Consider the following 16217-nt stretch of genomic DNA (forward strand, 5'->3'; position numbering starts at 1 on the left):
GCCACCTTTGGGAAAGCATCGTCCTGTGGGGCGATCAACAAAATGGCGGTGGCATGGATGAGCGTACCGAAAAGCTGAAACACTTCCTGCGCGAGGAAGCCCTCTCGCAGGGCTTTTCCGCCTGCCGAATCGCGCGCGCCGAAGATATGCCGGAGGCCGCGCAAGCGCTCGCCGAGGGGATCGCCAAGGGACATTATGGCGAGATGGCGTGGATGGCGGAAACCTTCGAGCGCCGGTCCTCGCCGCTAAAGCTCTGGCCCGAAGCCCGCTCCGTCATCATGCTGGCGATGAATTACGGGCCGGAGGACGACCCGCGACCGCTTCTGAAACGCAAGGACCGGGCCAATATCTCGGTCTATGCCCGAAACCGCGACTATCACGACGTCATCAAGGGAAAGCTGAAACAGATCGCCGGCCGGTTCGCCGCCCGCTCGGGGGCCGACGTCAAGGTGTTCGTCGATACCGCGCCGGTGATGGAAAAGCCGCTTGCCGAAAAGGCCGGCATCGGCTGGCAGGGCAAACACACCAATCTGGTCAGCCGGCAATTCGGCTCGTGGCTGTTCCTGGGCTCGATCTTCACCACCGAAGACCTTGCGCCCGATACCGCCGAGCGCGACCATTGCGGCTCGTGCCGCGCCTGCCTCGATGTCTGCCCGACGAACGCCTTCCCCGCGCCCTACCGGCTCGATGCGCGACGCTGCATTTCCTATCTCACCATCGAGCATCACGGCGTCATCCCGCTGGAGTTCCGCGAGGCGATGGGCAACCGCATCTATGGCTGCGACGACTGTCTCGCGGTCTGTCCCTGGAACAAGTTCGCCGAACAATCCTCGGAGATGAAGCTGATCGCGCGCGACGACCTGAAGGCCCCGCGCCTGTCTAAATTTCTCGGCTTTGACGACGCCGCCTTCCGCGCCTTCTTCTCGGGCTCGCCGATCAAGCGGATCGGTCGTGACCGGTTTGTCCGCAACTGTCTGATTGCCGCCGGTAATAGCGGCGACGTCGCGCTCGTCCCGCCCTGCCGCCGCCTGATCGATGACGACAGCCCGGCTGTCCGGGCGATGGCGATCTGGGCCCTGGCGCGGCTTCTATCCCGAAATGAATTTGCCGCATTGGCAAGAACGCGCTTACATGAGAGTGATGAATCCGTCCGCCACGAATGGCAACGCGAGGAGGAAACGCTATGCATCTGATGATTTTCGGCGCCGGCTATTCCGGCAAGGCGATCGCCACGGCACTTGCTCCCTCCGCCAGCCAGGTCGCCGGCACCACGCGCAGCGCGGAGAAGGCAGCAAGCCTCGGCCATTGCGGCATGGAGGCCTTCGTCTTCGATGGCAAGACCATCGATCCCGCGCTCGGCCACAAGCTGTCCTGCGTCACCCATCTGGTGCAATCGATCCCGCCCGGTCCCGACGGCGACAGTCTGCTGAACATCGCCAGCAGCACGGCGCATAGCGAACTGCCGGACCTGCAATGGCTCTGCTATCTCTCGACCGTCGGCGTCTACGGCGATCATGACGGCGCATGGGTGGACGAGACCTCCGAATGCCGGCCCACCTCGGAGCGCTCGAAACAGCGCCTGGCCGCCGAGCAGCAATGGCTGGAAACCGGCGCGAAACACGGGCTTCCGGTCGCCATTCTCCGGCTTTCCGGCATTTACGGCCCCGGCCGCAACCCGTTCCGCAAGTTGATGGATGGAACGGCGCAACGGGTGATCAAGAAGGGCCAGGTCTTCAACCGCATCCGGGTAGAGGATATCGCCTATGCCGTGGCCTTTCTGGCCGAGCGCGAGATCGGCGGCATCTTCAACGTCACCGACGACGAACCGGCCCCGCCGCAGGACGTGATCACAGAAGCGGCCCGTCTGATGGGCATCGAGCCACCACCGGAAGTGCCGTTCGAAGAGGCCGACATGACACCGATGGCAAGGTCCTTCTGGGGCGAGAACAAGCGGGTGAGCAACGCCAAACTGCGCAAGCTCGGCTACGAGTTCGAGTTTCCGAACTACCGGCAGTCGCTGAAGCAGTTGTGGGATATGCGGGCGTATTGAGGATGATGGCTTTCCTCTACCACCACTCAGTTTGAGGAAAGTTCTCTCCCCCTGTTCCGGGTCACCCTCGGGCTTGACCCGAGGGTCCAGGCGACGCTCTCCGTGTGGCCTGGATGCTCGTGTCAAGCACGAGCATGACACAGGTGGACGGGAGAGCGCGACGGAACGTCGCCAAACCGGGCAACAATAGCCTTGCGCCAAAAATCACGGATTTCCCTACATCTCCACCGCATACTGCTCCCACGCCCCGCCCGGCGCGGTGGCCGCGGCCAGCGCTGCAAGGTTCTGCTGCGCCTCGTCGGCCGAAACGCCGGCGGTGACCACGCGCTGGGCCTCTTCCTGCTTGCCCTGCAGCGCCAGAACCAGCCCGAGATTGACCCGGACGTCGGAGCCGGCATCGCGCTGATCCACCGCGTCGCGCAGATAGTTTTCCGCCGTCGGCAAGTCATGCGTCAGCACATAGGAGGTCGCCATCGCCGACAGCACGTCGGGATTGTTCGGCGACAGGCTGAGCGCCTTGCGATAGCGCATCCGCGCTTCCATCGGCTGGCCCATCTGATCGAGGATCGTGCCCTCTTCGTTATAGACCCGCCAGTCATTGGGGCTGAGGCTTGCGGCTTGCCGCACGGTTCTGAGCGCATCCGGATAATAGCCGAGCGCCGCCTGGGACCTGGCGTAGAAAAGCTGCGCCTCACCCGAACCGGGGTTGAGGGCGGCCACCTGTCGCATCACCTCATTGGCCTTTTTGTAATCGCCGGTCGCCTTGAGATATTCCGAATATTCGATGCCGCTGTTCAGCCGGCCGGGACGGGAAAGATAGGCGCTTTCCAGCCGGTAGCTCACCTGAGCCTGCTGCGACAGCGAAAGTCCGGCGAAGTCTTCCGCCATGCGGTAGCCGGAGGTGTTGATGCCGCCGCCGCGCACGCTGGCACAACCCGACAGGGCAACAAGGCCGGCGGCGAGCACTATCACCGCGCGCGATGCATGGCCGGTGGGATTGTTCGTTTTCATGCAATCTCCGTCTGTTCTCAGCGCCTTGATCGGCGTATGGAATCACCGTCCACCGCCTTTGGTTACTTTACAGAAAGTTTTTTCGCGCGAAAGTACGCGGGAAAACCAGTTCCGAGCAAAGCCACATGTCGCATTTCCAGTTTATCACCCGCCCGCTCCCCTTCTGTCCCGCCGACGCGCCAGTCCGGCCGCTCTACGCCCTTGCCCAGGGCGAGACGGACAAATTGCCGGAAAGCGTCCGCGCCTTTGCGAGCGCCGCCGGCTTTTCGGGAAACGAGGGAGAGTTCCTGCTGGTTCCGGGTAGCGATGGCGGCCTCGGCGCGGCGCTGTTCGGCCTCGGCACTGGCGCAAACCCCTTCGTCTTCGGCCGTCTGACGAAACTGCTGCCGGCGGGAGACTGGCGTCTGGCGCAGTATGCCGGCGATGCGACGCTGGCACTGACGGGCTTTGCGGCCGGTTCCTACCGCTTCGAGCGCTATGTGAAGCCCGTCGCGAAGGTCGTGCGGCTCGCGATCCCGGACAGCGTTGATGCCGCCGAGATTGAGCGCGCATGGGCCGCGATCTGTCTTGCCCGCGATCTCGTCAATACCCCCGCCAACGACATGCAGCCCGATCATCTGGAAGAGGTGTTTGCAGGCCTTGCCCGCCATTATGACGCCAGTTTCAACGCGATCCGGGGGGACGATCTGCTTTCGGCGGGCTTTCCGCTGGTCCACGCCGTCGGCCGCGCCGGCGAGAAGGCGCCGCGACTGATGGAAATGCGCTGGGGCCGCAAGGGCGCGCGGGCCATCACCCTTGTCGGCAAGGGCGTCTGCTTCGACACTGGCGGCCTCGATCTCAAGACCGCCGCCGGCATGCTGCTGATGAAGAAGGACATGGGCGGGGCGGCCAATGTGATGGCGCTGGCGCTGATGATCATGGATGCCGGGCTCGACGTCGATCTGCGCGTCATCATCCCGAGCGTCGAAAACGCCGTCGCCGGCAACGCCTTCCGCCCCGGCGACATCTACCGTTCGCGCAAGGGCCTGACGGTGCAGATCGACAATACCGATGCCGAGGGCCGGCTGATCCTCGCCGACGCGCTGACCTATGCCGACGAGGAACTGCCCGACCTCCTGATCGACATGGCGACGCTGACGGGCGCGGCCCGCGTCGCGCTCGGCCCCGATATCGCGCCGTTTTTCACGACCTCCGATGCCTTCGCCGAAACGCTTGTCGCAGAAGGCGAACGGCTGCGCGATCCGGCGTGGCGGATGCCGCTTTTTACCGGCTACGAGGCCAAGCTCAAGACCGGCATCGCCGATCTCACCAACGCGCCGTCGGGCGGGCTGGCGGGTGCGATCACCGCCGCGCTGTTTCTCAAGCAGTTCGTCGGCCGCGCCAAATCCTGGGCCCATTTCGACATCTACGCCTATGCGCAGGCCGATCGCGATTTCGGTCCGGCCGGCGGCGAGGCCCAGGCGATCCGCGCCATTTTCGAAACCATCCGCAAGGGCTGACGCATGCAACTCGACCGCCGGCTTCACGCATTCAGGGATGATCTCGCCGATGTCCGTCTTTCCGGTATCGTTCGCGCGGCGCGGTTCGCGGATCCGATCCCCGCGCAGGTGATCGTCCCGGTCGCCTCGGTGCGGCGCGAGCCGGCCCATGCGGCGAGGATCGACACCCAGCTTTTGTTCGGCGAGACGGTCGACATATTCGAGCGCGCCAAGGGCTGGCTGTGGGTGCAATCCCGCTTTGACTGCTATGTCGGCTATCTGCCGGAAGACACGGTGGCCGAGGGTGCCCATCCGGCGGCGACCCATGTGATTTCGGTGCCCCGCACCTTTCTCTATCCCGAACCCGACCTGCAGACCGGGCCGGTCTCGGCGCTTTCCATGGGCAGCCGGATGACCTTCGTGGACGAGGCGGAGCTGCGCGGCAGCCGTTATCTTCTGTCAGCGGACGGCACCGCCGTCTTTGCCGATCATTGCTTTCCGGTCGGCCGCCCGTTCGAGCGCGACCCGGTTAAGACGGCGCTGCGCTTTCTTGAGACGCCTTATCTGTGGGGCGGGCGATCCGGCTTCGGGCTCGATTGCTCGGCGCTGGTGCAGATCGCGATGATGATGGCCGGGCGCACCGTGCCGCGCGATTCCGACATGCAGGAACTGATGGACGGCGACCCGGTAACCCGGCGCGGCCTGAAACGCGGCGATCTGGTGTTCTGGAAAGGCCATGTCGGGCTGATGGAAGACCCCAAGACCCTGATCCACGCCAATGGCGCAACCATGCGCGTCACCCGCGAAAACCTCGACCACGCCATCACCCGCATCGCGCCCTTTTATGGCAACCCGACCTCGTATCTGCGGCCTGCGAAGTAGCGGCTGCTCGCGAGCGGGGTTTCGCATACGGTCTCCCCGCATAGCCCCCAACTCTTCTCGCCCCGGAGGGGAGAGATGTCGCGAAAGCGACAGTGAGGGGGGAGACCATCACCGCGAACGCCCTCACGATTTGAAACGCTGAACCACCCTCACTGCCCCTTTCGGCGCATCTCTCCCGCCAGCGGGAGAGAGTATTGGGAGCAAGCCGCGAGCGTCCATCCCCGTGGCGGAAATCGGCCACGGGGATGGACCGTCCACCTACGCAACCTTCCGAAACCGCTTCAGCCTGAGCGCATTGCTCAACACGAACACGCTCGACAGCCCCATCGCCGCTGCCGCCAGCATCGGTGACAGCAGAATGCCGATTGCGGGATAGAGCACGCCGGCGGCAACCGGGATCAACAGCACATTATAGCCGAAGGCCCAGAACAGGTTCTCCGCGATATTGCGCATCACCGCCCGCGACAGCGCGATGGCGTTGACCACGCCGGCGAGATCGCCGGACATCAGCACGACATCGGCTGTTTCAATGGCGATATCGGTGCCCGTGCCGATGGCGATGCCGGTATCGGCGGCGGCGAGCGCCGGGGCATCATTGATGCCGTCGCCGGCAAAGGCGATCGCGCCGCTCTCACCCCGCAGCGTCTCAAGCGCTGCGACCTTGCCATCCGGCAGGACATCAGCCACCACGGTGTCGATCCCCACCTCGGCGGCAATCGACCGGCCGGTCTTCTCGTTGTCGCCGGTGATCATCGCGGTTTTCACGCCCGCCTCGTGCAGCGCCGCAATCGCGGCCTTTGCCGAGGGTTTGACCGGGTCGGCAACGCCGATAACGCCGGCGAGGCGACCATCGACCGCGACGAACAGCAGCGAACGCGCCTTCGCCGCCAGCCTTTCGGCCTCGTCATCAAGGCCTGCGGTATCGACGGAGAGCTTTTCCATGAACCGGCGCGCGCCGACGGCGACGGACCTGCCGCCGACCGATGCTTTCACGCCATAGCCCGGGACGGCCTCGAAATTCTCCGCCTTTTCCACGGCCAGTTTCCGCTCCCGCGCACTGGTGGCGACCGCCTCGGCAAGCGGATGTTCCGAGCCGACCTCAACCGCGGCCGCAAGCGCCAGCAGCGCATCCTTCTCGAAGCCGCCGACGGCGAGGATATCGGTCACCTCCGGGCGGCCCTCGGTCAGCGTTCCGGTCTTGTCGAAAGCAACGATCTTCGTGTCGCGCAGGGTCTGCAGCGCCTCGCCATTTCTGAACAGCACGCCGGTTTCCGCCGCCCTGCCGGTGCCCACCATGATCGAGGTCGGCGTGGCGAGCCCCATGGCGCAGGGGCAGGCGATGATCAACACCGCCACGGCGTTGACGAGCGCAAAGGGCAGCACAGGCGCGGGTCCAAAGGCCAGCCATATGACAAAGGTCAGCGCTGCGGCAGCGAGCACCGCCGGCACGAACCAGGCGGTGACCTTGTCGACCATGGCCTGAACAGGCAGCTTCGCGCCCTGCGCGGTTTCCACCATTTTCACGATTCGCGCCAGCACGGTATCGGCGCCGATGGCGGTGGCGCGGAAGGTGAAGCTTCCGGTCTTGTTGATGGTGCCGCCGGTGACGGCATCGCCCTCGGCCTTCTTCACCGGAACCGGCTCGCCGGAAATCATCGATTCATCGACATGAGACGCGCCGGAGATAACCGCGCCATCGACCGCGATCCGCTCGCCGGGACGCACCACGACGATATCGCCCTGCTTGACATCCGCGATCGGGATATCGACGGTCTCGCCGTCGCGTTCCACACGCGCGGTCTTCGGCTGGAGGCCCATGAGATGGGTGATCGCCGCCGAGGTGCGGCCCTTGGCCTTGGCCTCCAGATAGCGGCCGAGCAGGATCAGCGTGACGATGACGGCGGCGCTTTCGAAATAGACCTGCGCCGCGCCCTCAGGAAAAAGCTGCGGCACGAAGGTCGCCAGCGTGGAATAGCCCCAGGCGGCCAGCGAGCCGAGCATGACCAGCGCATTCATATCCGGCGACAACCGCCTGAACGACGCCGCGCCATGGCGGATGAAGCGACGGCCGGGGCCGAACACGACGATGGTCGCCAGCACGAAATAAAGAATATGGAGGGGAAAGACGCCGACGGCGTTCATCAAGGCATGGCCGAGCGACGGGATAAGGTGCGACCCCATTTCCAGCACGAACAGCGGCAGCGTGACAATCAGCGCGGTCAGGAAATCGCGCTTCAGCGCGGCCTGTTCCTTCGCCCTGATATCCGCATGGGTCTCGGTTTCCGCTGCGGAATCCGTGATGCGGCGCGGCGTGTAGCCGGCCGCCTCGACGGCGGCCATCAGCGCGGCGACATCCGCCGCGGCCTCGATGGTCGCCCGCTCGCTTGCAAGGTTCACATGCGCCGAGACGACGCCGGGCACGGCCATCAGCGCGCGTTCGACATTGCCGACGCAGGAGGCGCAATGCATGCCCTCGATGCCGAGCTCAACGGTCTCGATCGCCACGCCATAGCCGGCCTTGCCGATCGCCGAAATCACGTCACCGGCGGCCTTCGGATCGTCCAGCGTGACATCCGCCGTCTCGGTGGCGAGGTTGACGGAAACCGCCGAAACGCCCTCCACCCTTCCCGCGACCCGCTCGACGCTGCGCACACAGGAGGCGCAGGTCATGCCTGTCACCGGAAGGGTGATGTGGGCAGGCTTGTTTGATTTCGAGACGGTATGTTCCATACCCGCTTTTCCTTTTCGGCTCTGGCGCGCCGCTTGCTCCCATCAATCTCCCCCCTTGAAGGGGAGATGCCCCGGCAGGGGCAGAGAGGGGTACAGCGCCAGCCTAAGAATTCTGAGTTCTCAGAGAGGGTTCACCCCTCTCTGTCGCTTTCGCGACATCTCCCCCTCAAGGGGGGAGATTGTTGGCTGCGGCGTTTCCGGAACGAAGCAAACTCAGTCGAACCCGGCAAAGCCGTTCGCCCTCACCCCTTCACGTCGTAGCCGGCATCCTCGACGGCCTTCACCGCCTGCTCGCGCGTTGCGGGCGCAGCCAATTCAAACCGCGCCTCGTGGCTATCGAGGTTGACCGCCACGTCGGAAATGCCCGGCACGGCGACAAGCGCCTTGGTCACTGTGGTGACGCAGCCGCCGCAGCCCATGCCTTCAATCTTCAATATCTCGGTCATTGTCATTCTCCTTCCGAAACCTGTTGCGATAGAGATGGGGCTTCCAGTGGCTGGAAGGTCAAGGGCGGTGCGGCGATTTTTCTCCGCGCCCCGCTTGAAAACGATCTCGACCTCTGTCTTTGCTTGCCGAAACAGGAGATGAAACGCCATGGACCTGCATATCTGGCTCGCCTTCGCCGCCGCATCGACCGCGCTGCTGCTGATCCCCGGACCGACAGTGCTGCTGGTGCTGAGCTACGCTTTGAGCCAGGGAAGGCGGGTGGCGCTCGCCACGGTCGCGGGCGTCGCGCTCGGCGATTTCATCGCCATGACCGCTTCGCTTGCCGGCCTCGGCGCGCTGGTGCTGGCATCCGCGCAATTGTTTGTCGTGCTGAAATGGATCGGTGCTGCCTATCTGGTCTATCTCGGCTTCAAGCTGTTTCGCAGCAAGGGCGTCGGCGATGCCGTGCCGGACGCCTCTGAAGCCGCCCTCCCGCCCCGGCACGTCTTCACTCATGCCCTGATGGTGACCGCGCTCAACCCGAAATCGATCGTGTTCTTCATCGCCTTCGTGCCGCAATTCGTGCAGCCGCAGGCGCCGCTCGCGCCGCAATTCGCTATCCTGATTTCGACCTTCGTCACCCTCGCCGCGCTCAACGCGCTGGCCTATGCATTGCTGGCAGACAGGCTTCGGCAAAAGCTCGTCTCCCCTGCCATCACCTCCCTTCTGCCCCGCCTCGGCGGCGGCGCGCTGATGGCCATGGGCATTGCCACGGCAACATGGCGGCGGGCCGCCTCGTAAGCCGGGAATGTTGACGCCCGCCCCGTGCGGCGCTATTGACTTCTTCCTCGTGGTGATTTGGCCGGCCGGCTTGCAGCCACGTTAAACAAGTCGCTAAAGGGCCGAGCGAGCGGAAGCCCCCGGCCTGCGATTTGTGCGCGGCCGGTTTTCTGTTTGTATGGATGTGAACATGCCTATCAAGATTCCAGACACATTGCCCGCCTATGAAACGCTGATTGCGGAAGGCGTGCGGGTCAAGACGGAAACGGTTGCGGAGCGGCAGGATATCCGCCCGCTGCACTTCGGGCTGCTCAATCTCATGCCGAACAAGACCAAAACCGAGTTGCAATTCGCCCGCCTGCTCGGCGCCTCACCGCTGCAGATCGAGCTGTCGCTGATCCGCGTCGGCGGCCACAAGGCCAAGAACACGCCGATCGAGCATCTGCTGTCGTTCTACAATACCTGGGACGAGGTCGCCGACCGCAAGTTCGACGGCTTCATCATCACCGGCGCGCCGGTCGAGACGCTCGCCTTCGAGGAGGTCACCTACTGGGACGAGTTGAAGGAAATCCTCGACTGGACGACCACCCACTGCCACTCGACGATGAATATATGCTGGGGCGCGATGGCGGCGGCCTATCATTTCCACGGCGTTGCGAAGCACCTGCTCGACAAGAAGGCCTTCGGCATCTATCGCCACCAAAACCTGAAACCGTCCTCGATCTATCTCAACGGCTTTTCCGATGATTTCCAGGTTCCGGTATCGCGCTGGACCGAGGTGCGGCGCGAAGAACTTGTGAAAGCGCCCGGCATGGAAATCCTGATCGATTCCGAAGAGGTCGGGCCGTGCCTTGCCCAGGAGGAATTCGCCAACCGGCTCTATATGTTCAATCATATCGAATATGATTCGAACTCGCTTGGCGATGAATACCGGCGCGATGTCGAGGCCAATGTACCGGTCGCCCTGCCGAAGAACTATTTCCCCGGCGATGATCCCGAACGCACGCCGCAGAACCGCTGGCGCTCGCATGCCCATCTGCTGTTCGGCAACTGGATCAACGAGGTCTACCAGACCACGCCCTATCATCTGGAAGAAATCGGGATCGACCGACAGATCGATCGGGAGGGCGCTTGAAGCCCTCCCCTTTCCGGCGCAGTATCGCGCCGCAATGACATATCGCGGAGAAAAGCAATGAACACGCCCCAGGACTTCGGAAAAACCCGAGACGGACAGGCGGTAGAACGGGTCACGATCTCCGGCGGCGGGTTGACCGCCAGTATCCTGAACTGGGGCGCGGTGGTGCAGGACCTGCGCCTGGACGGCCACCCGCACGCTCTGGTTCTAGGCTTCGACACGTTCGAGCACTATCTCGACTATTCGCCCTATTTCGGCGCAACGCCCGGCCGCTCCTCCAACCGCATCGCCGATGGCCGCTTCACGATCGACGGCACCGAGTATCAGGTCGACCGCAATGAAAACGGCATCACCAATCTCCACGGCGGCAGCGACGGCACCGGCGTCAGCCTCTGGGAATTCGAGGAGGTCGGAGAGGATGGGGTGACGCTGAAGATCGTCGACCGGGACGGCCGCGGCGGCTTTCCGGGCAATTGCACGATCCGCGCCCATTTTCAGCTCAAGCCGCGCGGCGTGTTCTCGGTGGTCTACGAAACCACAACCGACAAGCCGACAATCGCCAATATCTGCAACCACAGCTATTTCAATCTCGGCAACGGCACGGATACGCTGGAACACCAGATCATGATCGCCGCCGAGCATTACCTGCCGACCGATGAGCGCCAGATCCCGACCGGCGAACTGGCGCCGGTTTCCGGCACGCCGTTCGATTTCCGCAAGCCCCAGCCGATGAAACGGGAATATCCGAACGGGCGGCAGGTGCTGTTCGACCATAATTTCTGCCTATCGCCGGAGCGCATGGAAAAGCGGCCGGTGATCAGCGTGCGCGCGCCATCCTCCGGCGTCACCATGGATGTGCTGACCACCGAACCAGGCGTGCAGTTCTACACCGCCTTCAAGCTCGACGAGACCCCGGAAGGCCTGAGCGGCTTTCCCTACGGCCCGTTCGCCGGCTTCTGTCTGGAAACCCAGGTCTGGCCCGACGCCGTCAACCATAAGGGTTTTCCCAACGCCATCCTGCGCCCGGACGAGACGCTTCGGCAAGAGACGGACTATGTCTTCCGCAAGAGCGAGACCAAGAAGGCCCCGGCGTAAAGCCGCCGGGTCTGGAAACGCGGCCGGATGTTTGTCGTTTCAAAACTGTTCTGGATGATCTTCCAGCCGCTCGCCTTCGCCTTTCTGACGACGCTGGCCGCGCTTGCCTGTCTTGCCTTTTCCTGGAGCGCGGCGGCGGCGGTCTTCGCCGCGCTGGCGGCCATCACGCTCGGGATCGCCTGTTTCACGACGACCGGGGCAATGCTGATGGCGGAACTGGAAAACCGTTGCCCCCGGCCGGTGCTCGAAACGCCGCCGGCCCTGGCGATCGTGCTTGGCGGCGGCATCAGCACCGGTATTTCGGCCCGACGCGGCACCTATGTCTTCTCCAGCGCAGCCGACCGTTATATCGAGGCGCTCAGGCTCGCGCGGCTTTATCCGGAGATGAAAATTCTGGTGACCGGCGGCGATAACTCGCTGTCGGGCAATATCCATGGCGAGGCCGCGCCCGCAGCCCAATTCTTCGCCGATCACGGCATCGCGGCAGAACGGCTGATATACGAGCCGAGCGCGCGCAATACCGCGGAAAACGCCAGCCTGACGGCGGCATTGCTGGAAAATCAGGGTTTGAAAGACGCAAGCTGCATCGTCATCACATCGGCCTATCACATGCCGCGTTCGATTGAGTTGTTCCGCCGCCAGCGCATGAAGGTGACGCCATGGCCCGCCGATTATCGCACCGACGGCGATGTCCGGCTCGGTTTCAGCTTCGACAAGCCGATGATCAACGCGATGATGCTCTCGACGGCGCTCAGGGAATGGGCTGGATTGTTACTGTTGCGGCGTTCGCCAGGACCGGCGCGCGGGGCTTGAGCGTATCAGCGACGCTTGGGGCGCAGCCGGACCACGACATCGATATGGGCGATTTCCATGCCCTCGGGCGGGGTCGGCATGCCGGTGAGCGAAATGCTGCTTTCGGGCATGTCCACGACCTGATTTTCGCCTTCGATGAAGAAGTGATGATGATCCGAGGTATTGGTGTCGAAATAGGTCTTGGAGCCCTCGACCGCGAGCACCCGGATCATGCCGGCATTGGTGAATTGATGCAGCGTGTTATAGACGGTGGCCAGCGAAACCGGAACGCCGGCCTCGATCGCCTCGTCATGCAGTTCCTCGACGGTCAGGTGACGGTCGCCCTTGGCAAACAATAGCTCCGCCAGCGCGACACGCTGACGCGTGGGACGCAAACCGCTTTCGCGGAGCCTGTCTTCGGAGATACGATGTCTCGCTGCCATAATTCCTACGGGCGCCTGAACTGTCACAACACAAATATAGCCCGATATAACGGGATTGAGAATCGCTTTCAATAGGGCCGGGGCTTGCAGCACTTGAAATTAAACTGCAAATACGGGCCCGAATGGCGTTTCACTCTGGTCGGAGGCGGCGGCTTCCTGTATGGCCACGGGTGGAGTGAAACGATGAAGGGTTTGCAGATTTTGGTGAAGTCGCACCGCCGCGCATTGCTGGAAGGTGATTACGCCCTTATCTTGAGGCAGACACGAAACCCCCTCGCTGAACGAAGGGAAGCAGAGTTTTAATGAGCACGAGACAATCGCAGTTCGACTACGAGGACATCATCAAGTGCGCCGAGGGCGAGCTTTTCGGCCCGGGCAATGCGCAATTGCCGCTTCCGCCGATGTTGATGGTCCACAGGATCACCGAGATTTCGGAGACCGGCGGCGCCCACGACAAGGGCTTCATTCGCGCCGAATATGATGTGGCCCCCGACGATTGGTACTTTGCCTGTCACTTCAAGGGCAATCCGATCATGCCGGGGTGCCTGGGCCTTGACGGCATGTGGCAGTTGACCGGCTTCTTCCTCGGCTGGCTGGGCGAGGAAGGCCGCGGCATGGCGCTTTCCACCGGCGAGGTGAAGTTCAAGGGCATGGTGCGTCCGTCCGTGAAACTTCTCGAATACGGCATCGACTTCAAGCGCGTCATGCGCGGCCGCCTGGTTCTGGGCACGGCCGATGGCTGGCTGAAGGCCGATGGCGAAACGATCTACCAGGCGAGCGATCTGCGCGTCGGCCTGTCCAAGGACAAGACCGAGTGACGCTTCGCTTGCAAGATAAATAAAGAGGTCAACAGATATGAGACGTGTTGTCGTCACAGGGTTGGGAATCGTATCCTCGATCGGAAACGATGCGGCCGAAGTCACCGCCTCGCTGCGTGAGGCCAAATCGGGCATTTCCTTTTCGCCGGACTTTGCGGAGCACGGCTTCAAGTGCCGGGTCTGGGGCAGCCCCGATATCGATACCAGCGACAAGGTCGACCGCCGCGCCATGCGGTTTCTCTCGCAGGGCGGCGCGTGGAACCACGTCGCCATGAAGCAGGCGATCGCCGATGCCGGCCTGGAAGAGAGCGATTACAGCGAAAAGCCGCGCGTCGGCATCATCATGGGCTCCGGCGGTCCCTCGACCCGCACCCTGATCGATGCGGCCGACATCACCCGCAAGAACGGCTCGCCCAAGCGGATCGGCCCCTTCGCCGTGCCGAAGGCGATGTCGTCGACGGCCTCGGCGACGCTCGCCACATGGTTCAAGATCCACGGCGTCAACTACTCGATTTCCTCGGCCTGCTCGACCTCGGCGCACTGCATCGGCAATGCCGTCGAGATGATCCAATGGGGCAAGCAGGACATGATGTTCGCCGGCGGCCACGAGGACCTCGACTGGACGATGTCCAACCTGTTCGACGCCATGGGCGCGATGTCGAGCGACTTCAACGAAAGCGATCCGACCCGGGCATCGCGGGCCTATGATGCCAACCGCGACGGCTTCGTCATCGCCGGCGGCGCGGGCGTCGTGGTTCTGGAAGAGCTGGAACACGCCAAGGCGCGCGGCGCCAAGATCTACGGCGAAGTGGTCGGCTACGGCGCGACCTCGGATGGCTACGACATGGTCGCCCCCTCCGGTGAAGGCGCGGTGCGCTGCATGAAGATGGCGATCGAAACCGTTGACGGCGAGGTCGACTACATCAACACCCACGGCACCTCGACCCCGGTCGGCGATACCCGCGAAATCGGCGCGATCAAGGAAGTCTTCGGCGACAAGCTGCCGCACATCCAGTCGACGAAATCACTGACGGGTCATTCGCTCGGTGCTGCCGGCGCGCAGGAGGCGATCTACAGCCTGCTGATGATGCAGGAAGGCTTCATTGGCGAGAGCGCCCATATCGAAGAACTCGATCCCGAGTTTGAAGGCGTTCCGATCGTGCGCGAGCGCATCGACAATGCCAAGATCGATACCGTCCTTTCCAACTCGTTCGGCTTTGGCGGCACGAACGCTACGCTGGTCTTCCAGCGCTACAATGGATAATGCGCAAATGACCGGACTTATGAAAGGCAAACGCGGCCTGATTATGGGCGTTGCCAACAATCATTCGATTGCCTGGGGCATCGCCAAGGCGGTTCACGCCGAGGGCGCGGAGCTTGCCTTCACCTATCAGGGCGAGGCGCTTGGCCGGCGGGTTCATCCGCTGGCGGCAGAGGTCGGCTCCGACTTCGTGGTCCCCTGCGACGTCGAAGACATCGCAAGCGTCGATTCGGTGTTTGCCGCAATCGAGGAACGCTGGGGCAAGCTCGATTTCCTGGTTCACGCAATCGGCTTTTCCGACAAGAGCGAGTTGAAGGGCCAATACGCCAACACCTCGCGGGAAAATTTCGTCCGCACCATGGTGATCTCCTGCTTCTCCTTCACCGAAGTGGCCAAGCGCGCCGCCGCGCTGATGCCGGATGGCGGGTCGCTGCTGACGCTGACCTATGGCGGCTCCACCGCCGTGGTGCCGAACTATAACGTCATGGGCGTGGCCAAGGCCGGTCTCGAAGCGTCGATGCGGTATCTTGCCGGCGACTTTGGACCGCAGGGGATTCGCGTGAACGCAATCTCGGCAGGTCCGGTGCGCACGCTTGCCGGCTCCGGCGTCGGCGATGCGCGACTCGTCTACGCATGGCAGCAGCGCAACGCCCCTCTGCGTCGCTCGACCACGATCGAGGATGTTGGCGGCTCGGCGCTTTATCTCTTGTCCGACCTCGCCTCCGGCGTGACCGGCGAGATCCATTTCGTCGACAATGGCTACAATATCCTCTCCATGCCCATCCCCGAAATGATGCGGCGTGGCGATCCGGAGACCTGATTCCGACAGCTGTTAATGCTTCATTAAATCCCAGGTTGCATAAGACGCGCTCATTTCGATGAGCGCGTCTTTTTTTCGTCTGACGGAACTGGCCATGGATTCAATGCCGTGCTTCCTCCAGATGTAAGTGCAAAACCACTCGGCGTGATCGCGCTTGCCAGCGAAAATCACGCTTCAAAAGCAACCCATCTTATTGTTGTAGAACACTTTTCATCACAAAGAGCCCGATCAACCGGCGTCGGGATCGCAATCATCCCGTCATTCAGATGGGCCGTTTTCAGGGGCCGAACGCACGCACGGAGCGGTTTTAACACTTTGTTCATTTTCTCCTCCGTTCAGCGGCGTCAAGAACCGGGTGAACGCCCGATATATCTCCGCGGCGCACTGTCCGCTTGCGAAGCGCTTCTCATTTAATCGACTGATTTAAAAGGAATTCTGCGCCAGGGCGCGAAAAACAAGTTGGCGCTGCGGCGGCAACCGGCATGATTCGCCATTG

15 protein-coding genes and 1 riboswitch are annotated in these 16217 nt (G+C 63.0%); of the genes, 11 read left to right on the top strand and 4 right to left on the bottom strand.

What is annotated here, in order from left to right:
* Positions 1-53 precede the first annotated feature (53 nt).
* Both queG and K7H91_RS07335 read left to right on the top strand, forming a co-directional pair.
* Positions 54-1193 carry a tRNA epoxyqueuosine(34) reductase QueG gene (gene queG, locus K7H91_RS07330; RefSeq protein WP_230719543.1) on the top strand — a complete coding sequence of 380 codons (1140 nt, stop codon included), beginning with the start codon at positions 54-56 and terminating at the stop codon, positions 1191-1193.
* Positions 1184-2050, top strand: a complete 867-nt coding sequence (locus K7H91_RS07335) for an SDR family oxidoreductase (protein WP_230719544.1) — start codon at positions 1184-1186, stop codon at positions 2048-2050. The genes queG and K7H91_RS07335 overlap by 10 nt, the downstream gene beginning before the upstream one ends.
* Positions 2051-2266: 216 nt before the next feature.
* Here K7H91_RS07335 and K7H91_RS07340 read toward each other — a convergent pair whose 3' ends face one another.
* The gene (locus K7H91_RS07340; RefSeq protein WP_230719545.1) at positions 2267-3061 is read right to left on the bottom strand and encodes a tetratricopeptide repeat protein; all 795 of its coding nucleotides are present in this window, start codon (positions 3059-3061) and stop codon (positions 2267-2269) included.
* A gap of 125 nt (positions 3062-3186) precedes the next feature.
* Between K7H91_RS07340 and K7H91_RS07345 the strand changes: the two genes are divergently transcribed.
* Positions 3187-4560: a leucyl aminopeptidase family protein gene (locus K7H91_RS07345; RefSeq protein ID WP_230719546.1), complete on the top strand. Its 1374-nt coding sequence runs from the start codon at positions 3187-3189 to the stop codon at positions 4558-4560.
* Positions 4561-4563: 3 nt separating this feature from the next.
* A complete protein-coding gene (locus K7H91_RS07350; protein WP_230719547.1) occupies positions 4564-5421 on the top strand; it encodes an NlpC/P60 family protein in 858 nt (285 codons plus the stop codon).
* A 258-nt stretch (positions 5422-5679) separates the two neighbouring features.
* Here the strand turns inward: K7H91_RS07350 and K7H91_RS07355 are convergent, their stop codons facing one another.
* Together K7H91_RS07355 and K7H91_RS07360 are read right to left on the bottom strand one after the other, a co-directional pair.
* Entirely contained in the window at positions 5680-8151 is a 2472-nt protein-coding gene (locus tag K7H91_RS07355) for a heavy metal translocating P-type ATPase (protein ID WP_230719548.1), read from the bottom strand.
* A 242-nt stretch (positions 8152-8393) separates the two neighbouring features.
* Positions 8394-8597, bottom strand: a complete 204-nt coding sequence (locus K7H91_RS07360; RefSeq protein WP_230719549.1) for a heavy-metal-associated domain-containing protein — start codon at positions 8595-8597, stop codon at positions 8394-8396.
* Positions 8598-8745: 148 nt separating this feature from the next.
* On the opposite strand from K7H91_RS07360, the gene K7H91_RS07365 reads away from it, so the two are divergent.
* The 4 genes from K7H91_RS07365 to K7H91_RS07380 all read left to right on the top strand — a co-directional run bounded on the left by K7H91_RS07365 (position 8746) and on the right by K7H91_RS07380 (position 12400).
* A complete protein-coding gene (locus K7H91_RS07365) occupies positions 8746-9378 on the top strand; it encodes a LysE family translocator (protein ID WP_230719550.1) in 633 nt (210 codons plus the stop codon).
* Positions 9379-9417: 39 nt separating this feature from the next.
* Positions 9418-9495, top strand: a riboswitch (SAM riboswitch).
* Positions 9496-9547: 52 nt separating this feature from the next.
* Complete coding sequence (locus tag K7H91_RS07370; protein ID WP_230719551.1) at positions 9548-10492, top strand: homoserine O-succinyltransferase; 945 nt, start codon at positions 9548-9550, stop codon at positions 10490-10492.
* A 57-nt stretch (positions 10493-10549) separates the two neighbouring features.
* Positions 10550-11587 (top strand): aldose epimerase family protein, encoded by a 1038-nt coding sequence (locus K7H91_RS07375; protein WP_230719553.1) that lies wholly within the window; start codon positions 10550-10552, stop codon positions 11585-11587.
* Between the two features lie 27 nt (positions 11588-11614).
* The gene (locus K7H91_RS07380; RefSeq protein ID WP_230719554.1) at positions 11615-12400 is read left to right on the top strand and encodes a YdcF family protein; all 786 of its coding nucleotides are present in this window, start codon (positions 11615-11617) and stop codon (positions 12398-12400) included.
* A 5-nt stretch (positions 12401-12405) separates the two neighbouring features.
* Here the strand turns inward: K7H91_RS07380 and irrA are convergent, their stop codons facing one another.
* Positions 12406-12822, bottom strand: a complete 417-nt coding sequence (gene irrA / locus K7H91_RS07385; protein WP_230719555.1) for an iron response transcriptional regulator IrrA — start codon at positions 12820-12822, stop codon at positions 12406-12408.
* A 302-nt stretch (positions 12823-13124) separates the two neighbouring features.
* Between irrA and fabA the strand changes: the two genes are divergently transcribed.
* Genes fabA through fabI form a run of 3 tightly spaced genes read left to right on the top strand, consistent with a single transcriptional unit; the run spans position 13125 to position 15721 of the window.
* Positions 13125-13640, top strand: coding sequence for a 3-hydroxyacyl-[acyl-carrier-protein] dehydratase FabA (gene fabA / locus K7H91_RS07390; protein ID WP_230719556.1), 516 nt, complete (start codon positions 13125-13127; stop codon positions 13638-13640).
* A gap of 37 nt (positions 13641-13677) precedes the next feature.
* Positions 13678-14904 (top strand): beta-ketoacyl-ACP synthase I, encoded by a 1227-nt coding sequence (gene fabB / locus K7H91_RS07395; protein ID WP_230719557.1) that lies wholly within the window; start codon positions 13678-13680, stop codon positions 14902-14904.
* Positions 14905-14911: 7 nt separating this feature from the next.
* Positions 14912-15721, top strand: coding sequence for an enoyl-ACP reductase FabI (fabI, locus tag K7H91_RS07400; RefSeq protein ID WP_018064540.1), 810 nt, complete (start codon positions 14912-14914; stop codon positions 15719-15721).
* The last annotated feature ends 496 nt before the right edge of the window (positions 15722-16217 follow it).

The organism is Martelella mediterranea (assembly GCF_021021415.1).
GTDB lineage: Bacteria > Pseudomonadota > Alphaproteobacteria > Rhizobiales > Rhizobiaceae > Martelella > Martelella mediterranea_C.

What these genes read in the sequence shown, in the direction of transcription:
- queG (WP_230719543.1), top strand. Translation starts at nt 54, where the DNA reads ATGGATGAGCGTACCGAAAAGCTGAAACACTTCCTGCGCGAGGAAGCC.
- K7H91_RS07335 (WP_230719544.1), top strand. Translation starts at nt 1,184, where the DNA reads ATGCATCTGATGATTTTCGGCGCCGGCTATTCCGGCAAGGCGATCGCC.
- K7H91_RS07340 (WP_230719545.1), bottom strand. Translation starts at nt 3,061, where the DNA reads ATGAAAACGAACAATCCCACCGGCCATGCATCGCGCGCGGTGATAGTG.
- K7H91_RS07345 (WP_230719546.1), top strand. Translation starts at nt 3,187, where the DNA reads ATGTCGCATTTCCAGTTTATCACCCGCCCGCTCCCCTTCTGTCCCGCC.
- K7H91_RS07350 (WP_230719547.1), top strand. Translation starts at nt 4,564, where the DNA reads ATGCAACTCGACCGCCGGCTTCACGCATTCAGGGATGATCTCGCCGAT.
- K7H91_RS07355 (WP_230719548.1), bottom strand. Translation starts at nt 8,151, where the DNA reads ATGGAACATACCGTCTCGAAATCAAACAAGCCTGCCCACATCACCCTT.
- K7H91_RS07360 (WP_230719549.1), bottom strand. Translation starts at nt 8,597, where the DNA reads ATGACCGAGATATTGAAGATTGAAGGCATGGGCTGCGGCGGCTGCGTC.
- K7H91_RS07365 (WP_230719550.1), top strand. Translation starts at nt 8,746, where the DNA reads ATGGACCTGCATATCTGGCTCGCCTTCGCCGCCGCATCGACCGCGCTG.
- K7H91_RS07370 (WP_230719551.1), top strand. Translation starts at nt 9,548, where the DNA reads ATGCCTATCAAGATTCCAGACACATTGCCCGCCTATGAAACGCTGATT.
- K7H91_RS07375 (WP_230719553.1), top strand. Translation starts at nt 10,550, where the DNA reads ATGAACACGCCCCAGGACTTCGGAAAAACCCGAGACGGACAGGCGGTA.
- K7H91_RS07380 (WP_230719554.1), top strand. Translation starts at nt 11,615, where the DNA reads ATGTTTGTCGTTTCAAAACTGTTCTGGATGATCTTCCAGCCGCTCGCC.
- irrA (WP_230719555.1), bottom strand. Translation starts at nt 12,822, where the DNA reads ATGGCAGCGAGACATCGTATCTCCGAAGACAGGCTCCGCGAAAGCGGT.
- fabA (WP_230719556.1), top strand. Translation starts at nt 13,125, where the DNA reads ATGAGCACGAGACAATCGCAGTTCGACTACGAGGACATCATCAAGTGC.
- fabB (WP_230719557.1), top strand. Translation starts at nt 13,678, where the DNA reads ATGAGACGTGTTGTCGTCACAGGGTTGGGAATCGTATCCTCGATCGGA.
- fabI (WP_018064540.1), top strand. Translation starts at nt 14,912, where the DNA reads ATGACCGGACTTATGAAAGGCAAACGCGGCCTGATTATGGGCGTTGCC.